General features: G+C 70.9%; 12 protein-coding genes and 4 pseudogenes. 6 read left to right on the top strand and 10 right to left on the bottom strand.

Annotated features, from left to right (window positions below):
• Nucleotides 1–12 precede the first annotated feature (12 nt).
• Nucleotides 13–807, top strand: a complete 795-nt coding sequence (locus I8N67_RS22300; protein WP_200304940.1) for a metal-dependent hydrolase — start codon at nt 13–15, stop codon at nt 805–807.
• A gap of 140 nt (nt 808–947) precedes the next feature.
• Here I8N67_RS22300 and I8N67_RS22295 read toward each other — a convergent pair whose 3' ends face one another.
• The 3 genes from I8N67_RS22295 to I8N67_RS22285 all read right to left on the bottom strand — a co-directional run bounded on the left by I8N67_RS22295 (nt 948) and on the right by I8N67_RS22285 (nt 5,763).
• Nucleotides 948–1,418, bottom strand: a complete 471-nt coding sequence (locus tag I8N67_RS22295; RefSeq protein ID WP_200304963.1) for a DUF5709 domain-containing protein — start codon at nt 1,416–1,418, stop codon at nt 948–950.
• A 746-nt stretch (nt 1,419–2,164) separates the two neighbouring features.
• On the bottom strand, nt 2,165–3,946 hold the full coding sequence (locus tag I8N67_RS22290) for an ABC transporter ATP-binding protein (protein ID WP_200304939.1): 1,782 nt from the start codon (nt 3,944–3,946) through the stop codon (nt 2,165–2,167).
• Nucleotides 3,943–5,763, bottom strand: coding sequence for an ABC transporter transmembrane domain-containing protein (locus tag I8N67_RS22285; protein ID WP_200304938.1), 1,821 nt, complete (start codon nt 5,761–5,763; stop codon nt 3,943–3,945). Before I8N67_RS22285 ends, I8N67_RS22290 begins: the two co-directional genes overlap by 4 nt.
• 314 nt (nt 5,764–6,077) lie before the next feature.
• Between I8N67_RS22285 and I8N67_RS22280 the strand changes: the two genes are divergently transcribed.
• The 3 genes from I8N67_RS22280 (at nt 6,078) to I8N67_RS22270 (ending at nt 10,117) form a co-directional block, all read left to right on the top strand.
• Complete coding sequence (locus I8N67_RS22280; RefSeq protein WP_200304962.1) at nt 6,078–6,794, top strand: hypothetical protein; 717 nt, start codon at nt 6,078–6,080, stop codon at nt 6,792–6,794.
• A 77-nt stretch (nt 6,795–6,871) separates the two neighbouring features.
• Nucleotides 6,872–8,533 (top strand): peptide-N4-asparagine amidase, encoded by a 1,662-nt coding sequence (locus tag I8N67_RS22275; RefSeq protein WP_200304937.1) that lies wholly within the window; start codon nt 6,872–6,874, stop codon nt 8,531–8,533.
• A gap of 144 nt (nt 8,534–8,677) precedes the next feature.
• On the top strand, nt 8,678–10,117 hold the full coding sequence (locus tag I8N67_RS22270; protein ID WP_200304936.1) for a cation:dicarboxylate symporter family transporter: 1,440 nt from the start codon (nt 8,678–8,680) through the stop codon (nt 10,115–10,117).
• Nucleotides 10,118–10,265: 148 nt separating this feature from the next.
• On the opposite strand, the gene I8N67_RS22265 is transcribed toward I8N67_RS22270, so the two are convergent.
• Nucleotides 10,266–10,724, bottom strand: coding sequence for a MarR family winged helix-turn-helix transcriptional regulator (locus tag I8N67_RS22265; RefSeq protein ID WP_200304935.1), 459 nt, complete (start codon nt 10,722–10,724; stop codon nt 10,266–10,268).
• A gap of 94 nt (nt 10,725–10,818) precedes the next feature.
• Here I8N67_RS22265 and I8N67_RS22260 point away from each other — a divergent pair, with 94 nt between their 5' ends.
• Nucleotides 10,819–12,705 carry an ABC transporter ATP-binding protein gene (locus tag I8N67_RS22260; RefSeq protein ID WP_200304934.1) on the top strand — a complete coding sequence of 629 codons (1,887 nt, stop codon included), beginning with the start codon at nt 10,819–10,821 and terminating at the stop codon, nt 12,703–12,705.
• Nucleotides 12,706–12,748: 43 nt separating this feature from the next.
• Nucleotides 12,749–13,633 (top strand): endolytic transglycosylase MltG, encoded by an 885-nt coding sequence (mltG, locus tag I8N67_RS22255; RefSeq protein ID WP_200304933.1) that lies wholly within the window; start codon nt 12,749–12,751, stop codon nt 13,631–13,633.
• A 51-nt stretch (nt 13,634–13,684) separates the two neighbouring features.
• Here mltG and I8N67_RS22250 read toward each other — a convergent pair whose 3' ends face one another.
• The 6 genes and pseudogenes from I8N67_RS22250 to I8N67_RS42820 form a co-directional block, all read right to left on the bottom strand.
• Complete coding sequence (locus I8N67_RS22250; RefSeq protein WP_200304932.1) at nt 13,685–14,911, bottom strand: IS110 family RNA-guided transposase; 1,227 nt, start codon at nt 14,909–14,911, stop codon at nt 13,685–13,687.
• A 237-nt stretch (nt 14,912–15,148) separates the two neighbouring features.
• On the bottom strand, nt 15,149–16,228 hold the full coding sequence (locus I8N67_RS22245) for an NAD(P)-binding domain-containing protein (RefSeq protein ID WP_200304931.1): 1,080 nt from the start codon (nt 16,226–16,228) through the stop codon (nt 15,149–15,151).
• 57 nt (nt 16,229–16,285) lie between these two features.
• Nucleotides 16,286–16,459: pseudogene (locus tag I8N67_RS22240) on the bottom strand (alkanesulfonate monooxygenase); the annotation flags it as partial.
• Between the two features lie 131 nt (nt 16,460–16,590).
• Nucleotides 16,591–17,145, bottom strand: a pseudogene (locus tag I8N67_RS22235) (ABC transporter substrate-binding protein); the annotation flags it as partial.
• A gap of 1 nt (nt 17,146) precedes the next feature.
• Nucleotides 17,147–17,383: pseudogene (locus tag I8N67_RS22230) on the bottom strand (ABC transporter ATP-binding protein); the annotation flags it as partial.
• Nucleotides 17,376–17,669 (bottom strand): annotated as a pseudogene (locus I8N67_RS42820) (hypothetical protein); the annotation flags it as partial. The pseudogenes I8N67_RS42820 and I8N67_RS22230, both read right to left, overlap by 8 nt.
• Nucleotides 17,670–17,788: the final 119 nt, after the last annotated feature.

Genomic DNA, 17,788 nt, shown 5'->3' with positions numbered 1-17,788 from the left:
CGGGGCACCGCCATGATGGGACCAGCACACTCACTGTCGGGAGCCGCGGCCTGGCTCGGCGTAGGGGCGGCAGCGGCCGCCGCCGGGCACACGATGCCCTGGCCGGTCCTCCTGGTCGGCGCGCTGATCTGCGCGGGCGCCGCGCTCGCCCCGGACCTGGACCACAAGGCGGCCACGATCTCGCGGTCCTTCGGTCCCCTGTCGCGCTGGGTCTGCGAGATCGTCGACAAGCTCTCGTACGCTGTCTACAAGGCGACGAAGAAGCAGGGCGACCCGCGCCGCTCGGGTGGGCACCGCACACTGACGCACACCTGGCTGTGGGCGGTGCTGCTCGGCGCAGGCGCCTCCGTCATCGCGATCACGGGTGGCCGCTGGGCGGTGCTGGCCATCCTCTTCGTGCACATGGTGCTGGCCATCGAGGGTCTGCTGTGGCGGGCGGCCCGCGGTTCGAGCAGCGATGTGCTGGTGTGGCTGCTGGCGGCGACCAGCGCCTGGATCCTCGCGGGTGTCCTGGACAAGCCGGGCAACGGGGCGGACTGGCTGTTCACACAGCCGGGCCAGGAGTACCTGTGGCTCGGGTTGCCGATCGTCCTGGGCGCGCTGGTGCACGACGTCGGGGACTCGCTTACCGTGTCCGGCTGCCCGGTCCTGTGGCCGATACCGATCGGGCGCAAGCGGTGGTATCCCTTGGGCCCGCCGAAGGCGATGCGGTTCCGGGCCGGCAGCTGGGTGGAGCTGAGGGTACTGATGCCGGTGTTCATGGTGCTCGGGGGAGTGGGCGCCGCGGCCGCGCTCAACTTCATCTGACGCGGCACTCGACCCCGGCCGCCGGGCTCGGGCCGACGTGGAGTCCACCGGCCTCGGGCGTGACCACTCCTCCTGTGGCGTCAGGCCCGGCAGGGAGTCCGCCGAGGCGTGGCGGCAACCCGGCACGGAACACCGCCGGGTCAACCGGACAGCGAGTCCTCGTCCACGATGTGCATCGCCGCCTCCTCGGCGGACGAGGCGGCTCCGTCGATGCCGACGTCGGTGGCGATCAGCCCGCTCTCCTCGTCATCGTGCGCGCCCTCGTCGGGGGCGACAAGGCGGCCGGAGCGCAGGGCGCCGACCTCGTTGTCCAGGGGCTCGCCGTCGGTGTCCTGGGAGTCGCCGATGCCGTCCCCGGCGGGGTAGCCGATGTCCGGGAGTTCCTCGCCGAGGCGTTGGTCCAGGGATTCGCCACGCAGGCGCTCCGCGGCGGTCACACCGGTGTGCTCCACCGCCCATGGCCGCTCCGGTGGCGACCAACCCCGGTCGAGGGGGTCGGCGACACCGTCGGTGACCAGGGTGTCCTCGGCGTCCAGCAGCCCCGCGTCGTCCTGGATCTCGGATCCGTCTGGCTGGTAGACGTCGTCTCCCCAGCCGCCGGCTGTGTCCACGGGTACCTCCAGTGGTGGGACGGGCCGCTGCCACCGCTCGGCGACGGTGGGCGCGCGGACCGCTGGGCGGCGGCCCGAACCCCGCGAACCGGGCGGCTCACGGGCGTCCCCCGAATCACTGCCCACCTCCAGCCTTCCACTCACGTTCGGCACCGCGCAACGGCAGGGACCCGGCCGCCCGATCCCGTCGGCGCCCGTCCTCCGGGCCGGGCGCGATCCCCGCCCATCGGCAGGACACCGGCTGCTTCCCCCGCCCCGGTGCCCATGGCGTCGGCCGGGGCCGCACCGGCGACCGCCGCCGAGCATGCGGCGGCGGCGACCCCACGTCGGTCAGCCACGGATGCGACGGTGGGCCGGTGCCGGTCGGCGGTGACCAGGACGTCGGCGGTCTCGTGCCGTCCGGCGCGGCGCCCGCGCCGTTGCCGGCTCCGCCTGGGTCCGCTGCCCACTCAACGGTGGCCCGGTGCTGGTCGGCGGTGTCTCGGGCGTCGGCGGTCCCGTGCCGTCAGGCGGCGCCCCCCAGGGACCGGGTTCGCCTCGGTCAGCCGCCCGCCCGGCGGGCATCTCGTGCCGGTCGGGGTGCCCCGGGCACCGGCGGACTGATGCCGGGGGCGGGGCCGCCCCCGGAGGGAACGGATCCGCCCCGGTCAGCCGCCCGCCCGGCGGGCGCCCCGTGCCGGTCGGCGGTGCTCAGGACGGCGGTGGCGTCATGCCGGCCGGTGGTGCCCGCCGCGGGCCCGTCTCGGTCAGCTGTGCCAGGACCTCCACAGGGCGGCGTAGGCGCCGTCGGCCTCGACCAGTTGGTCGTGGCTGCCGAGTTCGCTGATCCGGCCGTTCTCGACGACGGCGATGACGTCCGCGTCGTGGGCGGTGTGCAGCCGGTGGGCGATGGCGACGACGGTGCGGCCGTCGAGGACACGGGCGAGGGAGCGCTCCAGATGGCGGGCGGCACGGGGGTCGAGGAGCGAGGTCGCCTCGTCCAGGACCAGCGTGTGCGGGTCGGCGAGGACCAGCCGGGCCAGCGCGATCTGCTGGGCCTGCGCCGGGGTGAGCGCGAGCCCGCCGGAGCCGACCTCGGTGTCCAGGCCACCGTCCAGCGCCCGCGCCCAGGCATCGGCGTCCACCGCGCCCAGCGCCGCCCACAGCTCGGCGTCCTGCGCACCCGTACGGGCGAGGAGCAGGTTGTCGCGCAGGGAGCCGACGAACACATGGTGCTCCTGGTTGACGAGCGCCACATGGGAGCGGACGTCCTCCGCGGGCATCCGCGACAGCTCGGCGCCCCCCAGGGTGACCCGGCCGTCGCGGGGCGCGTAGATCCCGGCGAGGAGCCTGCCCAGGGTCGACTTGCCCGCGCCGGACGGGCCGACGAGGGCGAGGCGGGTGCCTGGCGCGACCTCCAGGGAGACCTCGCGCAGGACGTCGACACCCTCGCGGTACCCGAACCGCACCTGGTCGGCGTGGACGTGGCGACCGTCGGGGGCCACGGTCGGGTCGCCCGCGTCCGGCTCTATGTCCCGTACGCCGACCAGGCGGGCCAGCGACACCTCGGCGACCTGCAGCTCGTCGTACCAGCGCAGGATCAGGTTGATCGGGTCGACGAGCATCTGGGCGATGAGCGCGCCCGTGGTCAGCTGGCCGAGCCCGATCCAGCCCTGCAGGACGAACACCCCGCCGAGGATCAGGACGGAGCCGAGGACCGTGGTGTGCGTGAGGTTGAGGACCGGGAAGAGCACCGACCGCAGCCAAAGCGTGTACCGCTCCCACGCGGTCCACTCCTGTACCCGCTGGTTCGACAGGTCGATGCGGCGCTCGCCGAGGCGGTAGGCCTCGACGGTGCGGCCGGCGTCCACGGTCTCCGCGAGCGCGGCGGCGACAGCGGCGTAACCGGCGGACTCCGAGCGGTAGGCGGAGGGCGCGCGCTTGAAGTACCAGCGGCAGCCGGCCACCAGCAGGGGCAGGGCCAGCAGTACGGTGAGGGCCAGCGGGGGCGCGGTCACGGCGAGCCCGCCGATGAGCAGCACCACCCACACCACACCGATCGCCAGCTGCGGCACGGCCTCGCGCATCGCGTTGGCGAGCCGGTCGATGTCGGTGGTGATGCGGGAGAGCAGGTCACCCGTTCCGGCGCGCTCCAGGACGCCCGGCGGCAGCCCGACCGACCGTACGAGGAAGTCCTCGCGCAGGTCGGCCAGCATCCGCTCGCCGAGCATGGCGCCGCGAAGCCGCACCTCCCGTACGAAGACGGCCTGGACGACGAGGGCGACGACGAACACCGCCGCTGTGAGTTCCAGATGGAGTTCGCGGGCCTCGTCCGAGACCCGCTCGACGAGTGCGCCCAGCAGGTAGGGGCCGGCCATCGAGGCGACCACGGCGACCGTGTTGACCACGATGAGCAGGACGAAGGCCCGGCGGTGCCGGCGGAACAGTTCGGCCACGTAGGCGCGTACGGTCGCGGGGGCGCCGACGGGCAGGGTGTTCGCCGTCGTCGGGGTGGCCGGGTCGTACGCCGGTGGCGCCACGCCGATCATGCGGTCTCCTCGATTTCTTCCAGTTCGTCCAGCACGTCGTCCAGGGCGGTCTTGCGGGAGTGCGACCCGTCGGCCAGGGCGGCCTCCTCGTCGGTCTCGCGGGTGACGACGGCCCGGTACCGGAGGTCCTTGTGGATCAGGTCGCGGTGCACGCCGACCGCCGCGACCTCGCCCTCGTGCACCAGCACGACCCGCTCGGCCAGATCCAGCAGGAGGGGCGAGGAGGTGAGGACGACCGTGGTGCGGCCCGACCGCAGGGACCGGATGCCGTCGGCGACCCGGGCCTCGGTGTGCGAGTCGACCGCGGAGGTCGGCTCGTCCAGGACCAGCACGCCCGGGTCGGTGATCAGGGACCGGGCCAGTGCGAGCCGCTGGCGCTGGCCGCCGGACAGGGACCGGCCGCGTTCGGTGATCCGCGCGTCCAGCGGGTCCTCGGCGTCCAGCGACCCCTGCACCAGCGCCTCCAGCACGTCACCGCACTGGGCGGCGGCCAGCGCCTCCTCGGCGGTGACCTCGCCCGAGGCGGGTACATCGAGGAGTTCGCGCAGCGTCCCGGAGAGCAGCACCGGGTCCTTGTCCTGGACGAGGACGGCCGTGCGGGCGGAGTCGAGCGGCAGTTCGTCGAGCGGTACGCCGTCGAGGAGCACGGCGGTGCCCTCCTCGGCGGCGTGGCCGCCCAGCCGTTCCGCCAGCCGCCCGGCCGCGTCCGGGTCGCCGCACACCACCGCGGTGAGACATCCGGCGGGCGCGAGCAGCCCGGTCGCCGGGTCGTACAGGTCCCCGGCGGGTACGGCGGCCTCGCGGGAGCCCTCGGTGTCCGTGGCCCGTTCCAGCGACAGCACCCCGGCGGCCCGCTTGGCGGACGGACGGGAGAAGGAGTACGCCATCGCGATCTCCTCGAAGTGCCTGAGGGGATACGTCAGCAGCATGACCGCGCTGTACACGGTGACCAGCTCGCCGACCGTGATCCGGCCCTCGCGGGCGAGACCCACGCCGTGCCAGACCACCGCGATCATCAGCAGCCCCGGCAGCAGCACCTGGATACCGGAGATCAGCGCCCACATTCGGGCGCTGCGTACGGCGGCGTGGCGGACCTCCTGGGAGGCCCGGCGGTAGCGGTCCAGGAAGAGGTCCTCGCCGCCGATGCCGCGCAGGACGCGCAGGCCCGCGACGGTGTCGGAGGCCAGTTCGGTGGCGCGGCCCGCCTTCTCGCGCTGGAAGTCGGCGCGACGGGTCGCCCGGGGCAGCAGGGGAAGTACGGCGAGGGCGAGGACCGGCACGCCCACGGCGACGATGATGCCGAGGGCCGGCTGGTACACGACCAGGCTGATACAGACCAGCACCACCGTGAGGGCCGCCGCGGTGAACCGGGAGACGGCCTCCACGAACCAGCCGATCTTCTCGACGTCGCCCGTGGACACCGCGACGACCTCACCGGCCGCCACCCGCCGGGTCAGCGCCGAGCCGAGCTGGGCCGTCTTGCGGGCCAGCAGCTGCTGGACGCGCGCGGCCGCGGTGATCCAGTTGGTGACCGCGGACCGGTGCAGGAAGGTGTCGCCCAGCGCGATGGTGAAGCCGCACAGCGCCAGCAGCCCGCCCGCGAGGGCGAGCCGGGCGCCGGAGCGGTCGACCACGGCCTGGATCGCGAAGCCGACGCAGAACGGCAGTCCGGCCACGGACGTGAAGTGCAACAGCCCCCAGGCCAGGGCCTTGAACTGCCCGCCGAGCTGATTCCGGCCGAGCCACCACAGGAATCTCGGACCCGAGCGCACATCCGGCACACCAGGGTCTTGGTACGGAAGGTCTTGAATCTGCATGACGTCCCAGCGGCTTGTGTCAGGGTGGGGGAGAAGTGGGGAAAGTGGGGAGAAAAGGGGCGGTGAAGCCCGGCGACCGGCCGTGAAAGGTTCGCGTCGCAGCGTGGTCGGAGGCAAACGGTTTTCCGTCGCCGGGCAAAGTTTCGGCCTGGACCACGTGTGCGGGGCCGTGCGGACGGGATGGCCGGCGTGTGGACCCGGTGGGCGGTGCGACGATGGACCGCATGCGAATAGGCGGTACGAGGTGGGGGCGAACCGGTGGCACGAGCGGCGCGGACAAGGTGAGGGGCGCGGTGCGTGTCCGGCTCGCGACGATGGTGTGCGGTGCCCTGGTGATGTCCCTGGCGGCGTGCGGCGGTTCGGGCGGCTCGGACAACGGAGCCGAGGCCGAGGCGAGCGGTACGAACTCCGGGGGCGAGGCCGGGGGCGCCGATGCGCGGACTGTCGACCCGACCCGTGTCCCGGACGTCGGCGACCGCCTCCAGAAGCAGATCCCCGCCGAGTCCCGCCAGGTGGTGGCCGTCTACGGCGAAGGCAGGAACGACGCCGACGCCACGATCGTGCTGTACACGAAGAGCGGTTCCACCTGGAAGAAGACCCGCAGCTGGCAGGGTCACAACGGCAAGAAGGGCTGGACCACCGACCATCGGGAGGGCGACAAGCGCAGTCCCGTCGGCGTGTTCACGCTCACCGACACGGGAGGCGTCCTCGCCGACCCGGGCGCCAAGCTCCCGTACAGCGAGTCGGCGTCGTTCCAGGCGCCGCACTACTGGGCCAAGTCGCACTGGCACGACTTCGACTACGTCATCGCCATCGACTACAACCGGGTCAAGGGCACCTCGCCGATCGACCCGACCCGTCCCGAGGGGCAGTCCAAGGGCGGCAGCATCTGGCTGCACATGGACCACGGCAGCGGTACCTCGGCCTGCGTCAGCCTGTCCAAATCGGGCATGGAGTATCTGCTGCGGACCCTGGACCCGGACCAGCACCCGGTGATCGTCATGGGGGACAAGGCGGAGTTGAAGGCCTGAGGCGCCAGATACTCCCGCGCACTCTTGTGGCCGGAGACCTATTGCGGTGGGCGCCGACTCCCCGTAGAACACCGCCCATGAGAAGCCGGATCATCATGTCCATGCTCACCGGGGCGGCCCTCCTGGTGAGCACCCTCCTCGGGGCCACTCCCGCCCAATCCGCAGCCACCCCCGCCCCATCGGCCGCCACCCCCGCCCAGCCCACCCGATCCGCCGACGTCCCAGCCGAGTTCGGTACCGACTGGCACGACCCGATCACCGCCGCCCCACCCGTCACCAGGCCCGAGCACACCAAGTCGTGTGAAGTGAAGGTCGCCGAGGCGCAGTTCAGGGACTTCGCGCCGTACAAGGGCACTTACGCGCCCCCGGGAGGCTGCGGCGGGAACTGGAGCAAGGTCGTCCTGCGCCTCGACGGAAAGGTGAAGGGCCGTCAGTTCGACCGCCTCGGGTATCTGCACATCGGTGGCGTCGAGGTGTTCCGTACGTCCACCCCGCAGCCCTCGCCCGACGGCATCGAGTGGTCCGTCGAGAAGGATGTCACGCGCTACAGCGACACCTTCCGCACCGCGCAGCCCGTGGAGATGCTGATCGGCAACGTCGTCGACGACACGTACACCGGCATCCTCGACGTCAGGGTCACGCTGACCTTCTACGCGGGCAGGACCGACGCGAAGACGGCCAAGAGCACCCCCGACCGCGTCCTCACCCTCCAGGACGGCAACATCCTCACCACTCCGCGCAACAGCGAGCGCGTCATCGCCGAGGTGTACGCCACCGGATCGGGCGGCGGCTGCGAGGAGTACTGGTATCTGACGGTGCCCGAGGCGGCGCCGTATTCCTGCAAGGCGGACGACGGGCCCTACCGCGAGGTGCGGATCGAGGTGGACGGGCAACTGGCCGGAATCGCCGCGCCGTTCCCGACCGTGTGGACGGGCGGCTGGTCCAACCCCTTCCTCTGGTACGTGGTTCCGGGACCCCGCGCCTTCGACATCCAGCCCATCCGCTACGACCTCACCCCCTTCGCGGGCCTCCTCAACGACGGCCGCCCGCACCGGATCGAGATCTCCGTCGTCGGGGTGCCCGAGGGGCAGACGGGCTGGAGCGCCCCGGTCAACGTCCTGGTCTGGCAGGACGAGAAGAGCGAGCACGTCACCGGCGGTCTGACGAAGGCCGATGCGGGTGACCTCACCAACTCGTCCACGTACACGCCCGGTACGGAGCGCCGGCTCGACACCGAGGGCGGTCACCGGCTGACGGTCGCCGGCTATGTCGACACCTCGCACGGCCGGGTGACGACCACCGTCCACAGGAGCCTTGCCAACACCTCCGTACACGCCTGGTCGGACGGCGAGAACCCCGATGCGCTCAAGGCGACATGGGGCGACGACGAGACGGTCGCCGTCGACGGGCACGGACCGGCGCGGACGACGCGCACCCAGCGGTCGTACACGATGGACGGGACGACGGCGATCGGTGCGGGCGACCGGTTGCGGACCGTGCTCACGCTCGGTGACCGGGAGGCGGTCACCGAGTCGCGCGGCGGACGGCGCGTCGCGTGGTCCCGGCTGGACGACACATACACGGGTGACGCCACGTACACAGCGAATGTGCCGCGTGACCAGCGGCATGCGGTCGGGACGACGAGTGAGCGCTATCGGGTGCGTGGATCGGACGGCTGCTACGACCGTTCGCTGGTCGCCGTACAGGGAGTGCTGACGGAGGACCGAAGCGGCTGTTGACGTCATATGCGCACGATGTGCCGTCTGTTCGATGATTTACATCGCTGAAACACGGCGGTCTTCCCCACGAGCGACATCTCCCCGATAGTGATCGGCGCGGAAGCGCTTTTCCGCATATCAGAAAGTTCCTTCGGAGGAGTGCCCGTGCCGCAGTCCGTACCGTCCCTGCCGCGACGCGTCGCACGCATGCTGCGTACCTCACTTTTCGCGCAAGTCGGTGTTGCGCTCGTACTCGGAATCGTCGTCGGAAGGTTGTGGCCGGACACGGCCACGACCTTCCAACCGCTCGGCGACGGTTTCATTCGTCTCATCAAGACAGTCATCTCGCCCCTGGTGTTCTGCGTGGTCGTCGTCGGCATCGCCAAGGCCGGCAACCTGAAGGCCTTCGGCCGGATCGGGCTCAAGGCCCTGATCTGGTTCGAGGTCGCCTCAACGGCAGCGCTGCTCATCGGCCTGATAGCCGCCAACGTGTTCGGCCCCGGCTCGGGCATGAACGTCGACCCCTCGAAGCTCGACACCTCGGCGGTCGAGGCGAAGACCGCCGGCGGCTCGCTGCCCTCGACCAGCGAGTTCATCCTGAACGCGCTGCCGCAGAGCGCGATCGGCGCGTTCGCCGAGAACTCGCTGCTCCAGGTCCTCGTGCTCGCCTGCCTCACCGGCGCCGCGCTGCTGCACCTCGGCCACACCAAGGTGCCCAAGATCCTGCCCGCCATCGAGCAGGCGCAGGAAGTCATCTTCGCCATCGTCGGCTTCGTCATGAAGCTGGCCCCGCTCGCCGTGTTCGGCGCGATGGTCCACCTGGTGGGCGAGTACGGCCTCGGCGTCATGAAGACCTACGCCAAGCTGATCATCCTCTGCTACGCCGTGGCCATAGTGTTCCTGGTGCTGCTGAGCGTCGCGCTGAAGCTGGTGACCGGCCTGAGCCTGTGGAAGTTCGTCCGCTACACCCGTGAGGAGTTGCTGCTCGCGCTGGGCACCGCCTCCAGCGAGAGCGTCCTGCCTCGCATGATGCAGAAGCTGCGCCAGGCGGGCGCCCGTGACGACGCCGTGGGACTGGTGCTGCCCACCGGCTACTCCTTCAACCTCGACGGCGCGTCCATCTACCTCTCCATCGGCACGCTGTTCATCGCGCAGGCCGTGGGCGTGGACCTCAGCCTCAGCCAGCAGATCACCGTCGTCCTGGTCCTCATGCTGACCAGCAAGGGCATGGCCGGCATCCCCGGCTCCGCCTTCCTCGCCCTCTCGGCGACCGCCTCCTCGCTCGGCGCCATCCCCGCCGGCGCCGTCGCCCTGCTGCTCGGCGTCGACCGCATCATGGACTCGATGCGCGTCGTCACGAACCTGCTCGGCAACTGCGTCGCCGTCTTCGCGGTGTCGAAGTGGGAAGGCGCGCTGGACACCGACCGGGCCAAGAAGATGCTGGACGGGGAGATCCAGTTCGTTGAGGAAGACGAAGGCGACGAGGCCGAGGGTGAGAGCAAGCCCGGCGTGGGCGGGCCCAAGGCCGCCGGGACTCCCGCGAAGGCGGACGTTCCCCCGCGGTTCGAGGCCGAGGTCAAGGAGCCTGCTTCCGAGGTGAGTTGACCGGCACGACCTGACACGAAGGGGCCCGGCGCAGCTGAATGCGCCGGGCCCCTTCCGCGTGCCCGCGTGCGAGCCTTTTCGCGTGCCCAAAGGGCCGAGCCTCTTCGCGTGCCCAAGGGAACGAATCGATGTGCCCAAGGGAATCGATTCAGCAGCGCCGCTCCGCCCCCGGCGCCGTCCCGTCGACCAACGTGTCGAGCAACCCGCCCAGCACCCCCCGCTGCTCCTCCGACAACGGCGCCAGGATCTCCTCGGCTGCCGACCGTCGCGCGTGGTGCAGCTCCCGCAGCACCTTCCGGCCCTCGTCCGTGACCTCGATGCGGATCACCCGCCGGTTGGTGGGATCGGGCACCCGGCGCACTCGGCCGCTCGCCTCCAGTCCGTCGACCAGGGTCGTCACGGCCCGGGGCACGACCTCCAGCCGCTCCGCCAGATCGGCCATGCGTGGCGGCGAGTCGTAGTGCGCGACCGTACGCAGCAGCCGGGACTGGGCCGGAGTGATCTCCAGCCCGCTCTGCTGGAGGTGGTGCTTCTGGATGCGGTGCACACGGCGGGTGAGCCGCAGCAACTGCTCGGCGAGCAGGCCGTCGGCGTCAGGGCTGGTCATATGGGAACAATATCAGGACCATGTGCATTGTGAGTATAGGTAACAATGAGCTAGGCTCCGTCAGTCCCTCTCACCTCACCTCCCGTAGGAGCCCATGCATCCCGATCATGACCCCACCTGGGCATCGGCCGACGACGCGCAGGAACAGCCCCGGCAGGTGCGCCGCATCCTGAAGCTCTTCCGGCCCTATCGCGGCCGGCTCGCGATCGTCGGCCTGCTCGTCGGCGCCGCGTCGCTGGCGTCGGTGGCCACGCCGTTCCTCCTCAAGGAGATCCTCGACACCGCGATTCCGGAGGGCCGCACCGGCCTGCTGAGCCTGCTGGCGCTCGGCATGATCCTCAGCGCGGTGCTCACCAGCATCTTCGGCGTCCTGCAGACGCTGATCTCCACGACCGTCGGCCAGCGCGTCATGCATGACCTGCGCACCGCCGTGTACGACCGGCTCCAGCGCATGTCGCTCGCCTTCTTCACCCGGACCCGCACCGGCGAGGTCCAGTCCCGCATCGCCAACGACATCGGCGGCATGCAGGCGACCGTCACCTCGACGGCCACCTCCCTGGTCTCCAACCTCACCGGTGTGGTCGCCACGATCGTCGCCATGGTCGCCCTGGACTGGCGGCTCACCGCGGTCTCGCTGCTCCTGCTGCCGCTGTTCGTGTGGATCAGTCGGCGGGTCGGCGCCGAACGCAAGAGGATCACCACCCGGCGTCAGATGCAGATGGCAGCGATGGCCGCCACGGTCACGGAGTCGCTCTCCGTCAGCGGCATCCTGCTCGGCCGCACGATGGGCCGCTCCGACTCCCTCACCCAGTCCTTCGCCGAGGAGTCCGAGGAACTCGTCGAACTGGAGGTCAGGGCGAACATGGCGGGGCGCTGGCGGATGGCCGTCATCACCGTCGTCATGGCCGCCATGCCCGCCATCATCTACTGGACCGCCGGGCTCGCACTCCAGTTCGGCGGCCCGTCCGTATCCATCGGCACGCTCGTCGCCTTCGTCTCGCTCCAGCAGGGCCTGTTCCGGCCGACCGTGAGCCTGCTGTCCACCGGAGTCCAGATACAGGCCTCGCTCGCCCTCTTCCAGCGCATCTTCGAGTACCTCGACCTGCCCATCGACATCACCGAGCCCGACGACCCGGTCCACCTCGATGAGGTGAAGGGCGAAGTCCGCTTCGAGAACGTCGAGTTCCGCTACGACGGTGACGACGCCGATGGCGACGCCGGCGCCGGCACGGGGCACCCGATCCTCGACGCCATCGATCTCACCGTCCCGGCCGGCGGCAGCCTCGCCGTCGTCGGCCCGACCGGCGCCGGTAAGTCCACCCTCGGCTGCCTGGTGCCGAGGCTGTACGACGTCACCGGTGGCCGGGTCACGCTCGACGGGGTCGACGTGCGCGACCTGGACTTCGACACGCTGGCCCGTGGCATCGGCGTCGTCTCGCAGGAGACGTACCTCTTCCACGCCTCGGTCGCCGACAACCTGCGCTTCGCCAAGCCGGACGCCACCGACGAGGAGCTGTACGGGGCGGCGCGGGCGGCCCAGATCCACGACCACATCGCGGCCCTGCCCGACGGCTACGACACGGTCGTCGGCGAACGCGGCCACCGGTTCTCCGGTGGTGAGAAGCAGCGCCTCGCCATCGCCCGCACCATCCTGCGCGACCCGCCGGTCCTCATCCTCGACGAGGCGACCAGCGCCCTGGACACCCGTACCGAGCAGGCTGTGCAGGAGGCCATCGACGCGCTCTCCGCCAACCGCACCACCGTCACCATCGCCCACCGGCTCTCCACCGTCCGGGACGCCGACCAGATCGTGGTCCTCGACTCCGGCCGCGCGGTCGAGCGCGGCACGCACGAGGAACTGCTCGGACGGGACGGCCGCTACGCGGAGCTCGTACGGCGGGACGCGCGGCTGAAACCGGGCCGGGAGGTGGTCCAGATGTCGAAGCCGGAGCCGGAGCCGAAACTGGAACCGACAAGATGAAGATATGCCGGGTTTGAGGTGATATGCGGGTTACCGTGCCCGCATGCAGATGAACACTCCGCCACGGAGCACGATTCGACTGACGCGCCGGGGCCGGGCCGCCCTCATCGCGGCCGGGGCCGTCGTGGCGGCCACCGCCGTGGCGGTGCCGCTGCTGAGCGTGGAGAGCGGTGACGGCGCGGCCGAGCGCCCCACGTCACTGGTGATCCCGGAGGGCTGGCGCTCTGCCCAGGTCTACGAAGCCGTCGACAAAGCCCTCGACCTGCCCGCCGGATCCACCAAGAAGTCCCTGGTCAAGGCCAAGCTGATCCTCCCGGCCGATGCCGAGGGCAACCCGGAGGGGTACCTCTTCCCAGCGACGTACCCCTTGGCGGAGAAGGCGACCCCGGAGTCCCTGCTGACGTTCATGGTCGAGACGGCGCACAAGAAGTTCAACGGCGGTCAGGTCACGGCGGGGGCCCAGCGCAACGCGATGAACGTCTACCAGGCGGTCACCATCGCGAGCATCATCCAGGCCGAGGCGGCCACCAAGGCGGACATGGGCAGGGTCGCCCGGGTCGTCTTCAACCGGCTGGAACGCGGCATGCCGCTGCAGATGGACTCCACCATCAACTACGCGCTGAACCGCTCCACGCTGGACACCACCGCCGACGACACGAAGATCAACAGCCCCTACAACTCGTACCAGCGCATGGGGCTGCCGCCCACACCGATCGCCAATCCGGGCGAGGAGGCGATGCGCGCCGCGGTCAATCCGGCGCCGGGCGACTGGCTGTACTTCGTCACGGTCAAGCCGGGCGACACCCGCTTCACGGCGAGCTACGAGGAGCATCTGCGCAATGTCGCGGAGTTCAACCAGAACCGGAAGAAGCCGTCGGCGGCGGCGAGCGCGAGCAGCGCGTCACCTTCGCGGGCCGCTGTCGGCTGAGGTAGCAGCACGTTCGCGTACGAGAGGTCAGACACCCCATGTCGTTTGAGGTCAAGGAGCAGGGGTGTGGGCGTGGTGCGACCAGGCGGTCGCTTCGTCGTAGAGGGTGCGGGTCTTGAGGCAGCCGTGAATGATGCCGACGAGGCGGTTGCCGACCTGGCGGAGGGCCGGGTTGTAGCCGGCCTCGCGGGCGCGTTGTTTGTCGTAGTAACGGCGGGCGCCGGGCGAGGCGCGCAGGGCGGAGAACGCCTGGGTCTGCAGCGCGTCGGCAAGCCGGTTGTTGCGGACGTAGCGGGCCTGGACGGTGTGGCTCTTGCCGGAGGCCCGCGTGATGGGACTGGTGCCGGCGTAGTTCTTGCGGGCCTTCGCGCTGGTGTAGCGGGTGGGGTCGTCTCCGAACTCGGCGAGCACCCGGGCGCCGGTGACGTGCGCGATGCCGGGCATCGAGAGGTAGATCTCAGCGTCCGGGTGCTTCAGAAAATGGGTCTTCACCTGTCCTTCCAGCTCGGCTATCTGCTCGTTCAGCGCGATCAGCAGCCGGGCGTGGGCGGTGGTGGTGGCCGCGTAGGCGGCGGTGACCGGTTCGGGCAGGCCGAGCTGCGTCTCGCGCAGCGCGGTCTGGATCGTGGCTGCTTTGGCGTCCCGGTTGTGCCGGCAGGCGCGGGTCAGGACGGCGGTGATCTGGGTGCGGGTCAGCTTCGCCCCGGACTGCGGGGTGGGCGCCTTGATCAGCAGTTCCAGCGCGTCCGTGCTGGTCAGCGTGAGATCCGCGTAGGCGTTCAGGGCGGCGGGGAAGTACTCGCGCAGGGTGCTGCGCAGCCGCTGGAAGGTGCGGGTGCGTTCCCAGATCAAGGTCTGGTGGGCGCGGGCGACGACCTTGACGGCCTGCGCCTGCTCACTGTCCCCGGCCACGGGCCGCAGCTGGGGCCGGTCGATGCGGACCATGTCGGCCAGCGCGTGCGCGTCGCCCTTGTCGCTCTTGGCGCCGGAGGAGGCATAGCGTTCCTTGAACCGGGCGACCTGCCGCGGGTTGATGGCGTAGACCTGGTAGCCGGAGGCGATCAAAGCCTGCACCCATGAGCCGCGGTCGGTCTCGATCCCGACCACCACCCCGGCCGGATCCAGCTCCTCGCCGCCGTGCTTCGCGACGAGCTCGTGCAGCTTCGCGATCCCCTCCACGCCCTCGGGCAGCCTCGCCGCGGCCAGTTTCCGGCCCGCCTCGTCCTGGACCTCGACGTCATGGTGGTCTTCGGCCCAGTCATCACCGATCAGCAACAACTCGTCCTCCTGGTCAGGTACTTCGCTCCTTGCAGCCTGCGGAAGGCACGGCACGCGGCCTAATGGATCCAGTGCTCACGCCCCACTGCCCGGCGGGCACGCCACCCCATCAACGGTCTGGCCTCCCGGCCGACCAGCAGGGGCACGGTCTGACCTCAGAAGTCGGATGCTTCCGGCGGCGAAAGTGCTCACCTACTGGCGGCTACGGCACGAGTCTCTACGACCCGACAGCTCCCATTAGGCGGCGGCGACCGGTTCGTCCGCCAACAACCGCCTGATGTCCCGCACCGCCGAGCGTCCGGCGCGATTGGCGCCGATGGTGCTTGCCGACGGGCCGTAGCCGACCAGGTGGATGCGCGGATCAGTGACCGCGCGGGTGCCGTCGACGCGGATGCCGCCGCCGGGTTCGCGCAGCCGCAGCGGGGCCAGATGGTCGATGGCGGCGCGGAAGCCGTTCGCCCAGAGGACGACGTCGGCGTCCACGTGGCGGCCGTCGGCCCACTCCACCCCGTCGGGTGTGATCCGGTCGAACATCGGCAGCCGGTCCAGGACGCCGTCCGCAATGCCCTGCCGGATGGCGTCGTTGAGCGGCAGCCCGGTCACCGACACCACGCTCTTCGGCGGCAGCCCCTGCCGGACCCGCTCCTCCACGAGGGCGACGGCTTCCCGTCCCACCTCCTGGTCGAACGGCCCCTCGCGGAAGACGGGCGGACGCCTCGTCACCCACGTGGTCGCGGCCGCGTACGGGGCGATCTCCAGCAGATGCTGCGTGCCGGACGCGCCCCCGCCCACCACGACCACCCGCAGCCCCGCGAACTCCTCCGGCCCGGCGTACTGGGCGGTGTGCAACTGCCGCCCCCGGAACGTCTCCTGACCGGGGTAGCGCGGCCAGAACGGCCGGTCCCAGGTGCCCGTCGCGTTGATCAGTGCCCGCGTCGACCACATACCGTCCGAGGTCTCCACGAGCAGCCGTCCGCCCTCGCCCGCACGCACCGCGAGGACCTCGACCGGACGCCGTACTCGCAGGTCGAAGGTGCTTTCGTAGGCCTCGAAGTAATCCCTGACGACCTCGGAGGACGGCCGCGCAGGATCGGCGCCCGTCAGCTCCATACCCGGGAGCGCGTGCATCCCGTGCACCTTGCCGTACGTCAGCGACGGCCAGCGGAACTGCCAGGCGCCGCCCGGCCCGGGGGAGTGGTCCAGCACCACGAAGTCACGCCCCGGTTCGAAACCGGCGCGCCGCAGGTGATAGGCGCTGGACAGGCCGGCCTGACCAGCGCCTATGACGAGTACCTCGACCTCGCGCGTGTTGTTCACGTTTCTACTAACGGAAGGCGGGTCCTGGATCTTCCCGAGAGCCCGGGCCGGCGATCGTCATCGCCCACTCGCCACGAGGAGCGGCGCCCCGGTCGCGCGGGCCGCGCCCGCCGGCAGGCCGCGCGCCGCCAGCTCCGGGATCACGCCCTCCCCGAACCAGTACGCCTCCGCCAGATGCGGATAGCCGGAGAGCGCGAAGTGCCCGACGCCGCGCGCGTGGTACTCCTCGATCAGGTTCCGGCGGCCGCACACCGGGCGGCGACCGGCCGCCGCGCACGTTGTCGGGCGCGTACGCGTGCCGGTCGACGAGCGTACGGACGTCGCCGCCCGTCGGCAGGAACCAGTGGAGACGGACAGTCATGTCAGGACCCTTCCGAGAGGCAGGGTGCGGTGGTCGAGGGCGGGAGGTCGCAGTTGAACCGGGAGTCGGTGAAGTCGCCGAAGTCGACCTTGTCCGGGATGAGCTTCAGCTCGGTGAAGGTGTCGGCGATCTCCTGCTCGGAGGCGATGATCGGCTCGTCCACGGCGACCGGGATCCGGGTGGTGTACGTACGCTTCACCGCGGCCAGCGCCACATCCTCGGGCAGCCCGGTCTCCTTCGCCCAGACCTTCGCCCACTCGTCCTCGTGCGAGTACACCCACGTGTAGGCCCGCCGCAGCCGCTCCAGGTAGTCCTTGACGGCCGCCGACTTCTTCGCGTCCTCGAGCGCGGTCGGCGCCGCCACCTGGAAGGTGAGCCCGTTGGTGACCCCGTCCCCGGTGGTCAGCACCCGCCCCTGCCCGGCCTTGAGCACCTGCGAGGTGTACGGGTCCCACTCCGCCCACGCGTCGACCTTGCCGGACGTGAACGCGGCCAGCGCGTCGGCCGGCTGGAGGTACTTGACCTCGACATCACCGAGCGACAGCCCGGCCTGCTGGTCAGGCGGCTTCGGCCGTGGTGTCGACGCCCAGTCGTGCGAGGAGTCGGCCGCGCAGTTCGGCGAAGCGGGGGTCGGTGATGTCCCGGGGGCGGTCCAGGTCGACTCGTGTCTCGTAGGCGATGACGCCCTCGTCCATCACCAGGACGCGGTCGGCGAGCAGCACGGCCTCCTCGACGTCGTGCGTGACGAGCAGCACGGCGCAGCCGCGCCGCTGCCACAACTCCCCCACCAGGCGCGCTCAGGATCTGCCACAGCACGAGCAGGAGGACGGGGCCGGAGGTGCGCCGCAGCCAGCGGGGGAGGCGGGTGCGGCGGGAGGAAGTGGGGACGATGGGTTCGAGATCGAGATCGGCGGCGGGTGCTTGCTCGGGTTCGCGGTGGGGTTCGGGTTGAGGGTCGGGTCGGGGGTCGTGTTGGGGTTCGCCTTCGCGTTCGGGAGATTCGGGAGAACCGTTTCCGCCCTTGGGTGTACCCGGAATATCAGCTTCGGAGGAGCCGGGCGGGGCATGGCTGATGCTCATGAGAGCTCCATGGGGAGAAGAGCGCTGGTGAGGTGAAGGGGGGCGGCCGTACGGCACCACCGCGTCGCACGCCGGTCAACGGATCGCTCGGCGAAGCCGGTTCAGGGAAGCAGGCTCAC

The organism is Streptomyces adelaidensis, assembly GCF_016598475.1.
Classification (GTDB): domain Bacteria; phylum Actinomycetota; class Actinomycetes; order Streptomycetales; family Streptomycetaceae; genus Streptomyces; species Streptomyces adelaidensis.
Note: the sequence above shows the minus strand (reverse complement) of the source record. Positions and strands in the feature narration are given on the sequence as shown.

What these genes read in the sequence shown, in the direction of transcription:
- I8N67_RS22300 (WP_200304940.1), top strand. Translation starts at nt 13, where the DNA reads ATGATGGGACCAGCACACTCACTGTCGGGAGCCGCGGCCTGGCTCGGC.
- I8N67_RS22280 (WP_200304962.1), top strand. Translation starts at nt 6,078, where the DNA reads ATGGTGTGCGGTGCCCTGGTGATGTCCCTGGCGGCGTGCGGCGGTTCG.
- I8N67_RS22285 (WP_200304938.1), bottom strand. Translation starts at nt 5,763, where the DNA reads ATGCAGATTCAAGACCTTCCGTACCAAGACCCTGGTGTGCCGGATGTG.
- mltG (WP_200304933.1), top strand. Translation starts at nt 12,749, where the DNA reads ATGCAGATGAACACTCCGCCACGGAGCACGATTCGACTGACGCGCCGG.
- I8N67_RS22260 (WP_200304934.1), top strand. Translation starts at nt 10,819, where the DNA reads ATGCATCCCGATCATGACCCCACCTGGGCATCGGCCGACGACGCGCAG.
- I8N67_RS22275 (WP_200304937.1), top strand. Translation starts at nt 6,872, where the DNA reads ATGAGAAGCCGGATCATCATGTCCATGCTCACCGGGGCGGCCCTCCTG.
- I8N67_RS22265 (WP_200304935.1), bottom strand. Translation starts at nt 10,724, where the DNA reads ATGACCAGCCCTGACGCCGACGGCCTGCTCGCCGAGCAGTTGCTGCGG.
- I8N67_RS22290 (WP_200304939.1), bottom strand. Translation starts at nt 3,946, where the DNA reads ATGATCGGCGTGGCGCCACCGGCGTACGACCCGGCCACCCCGACGACG.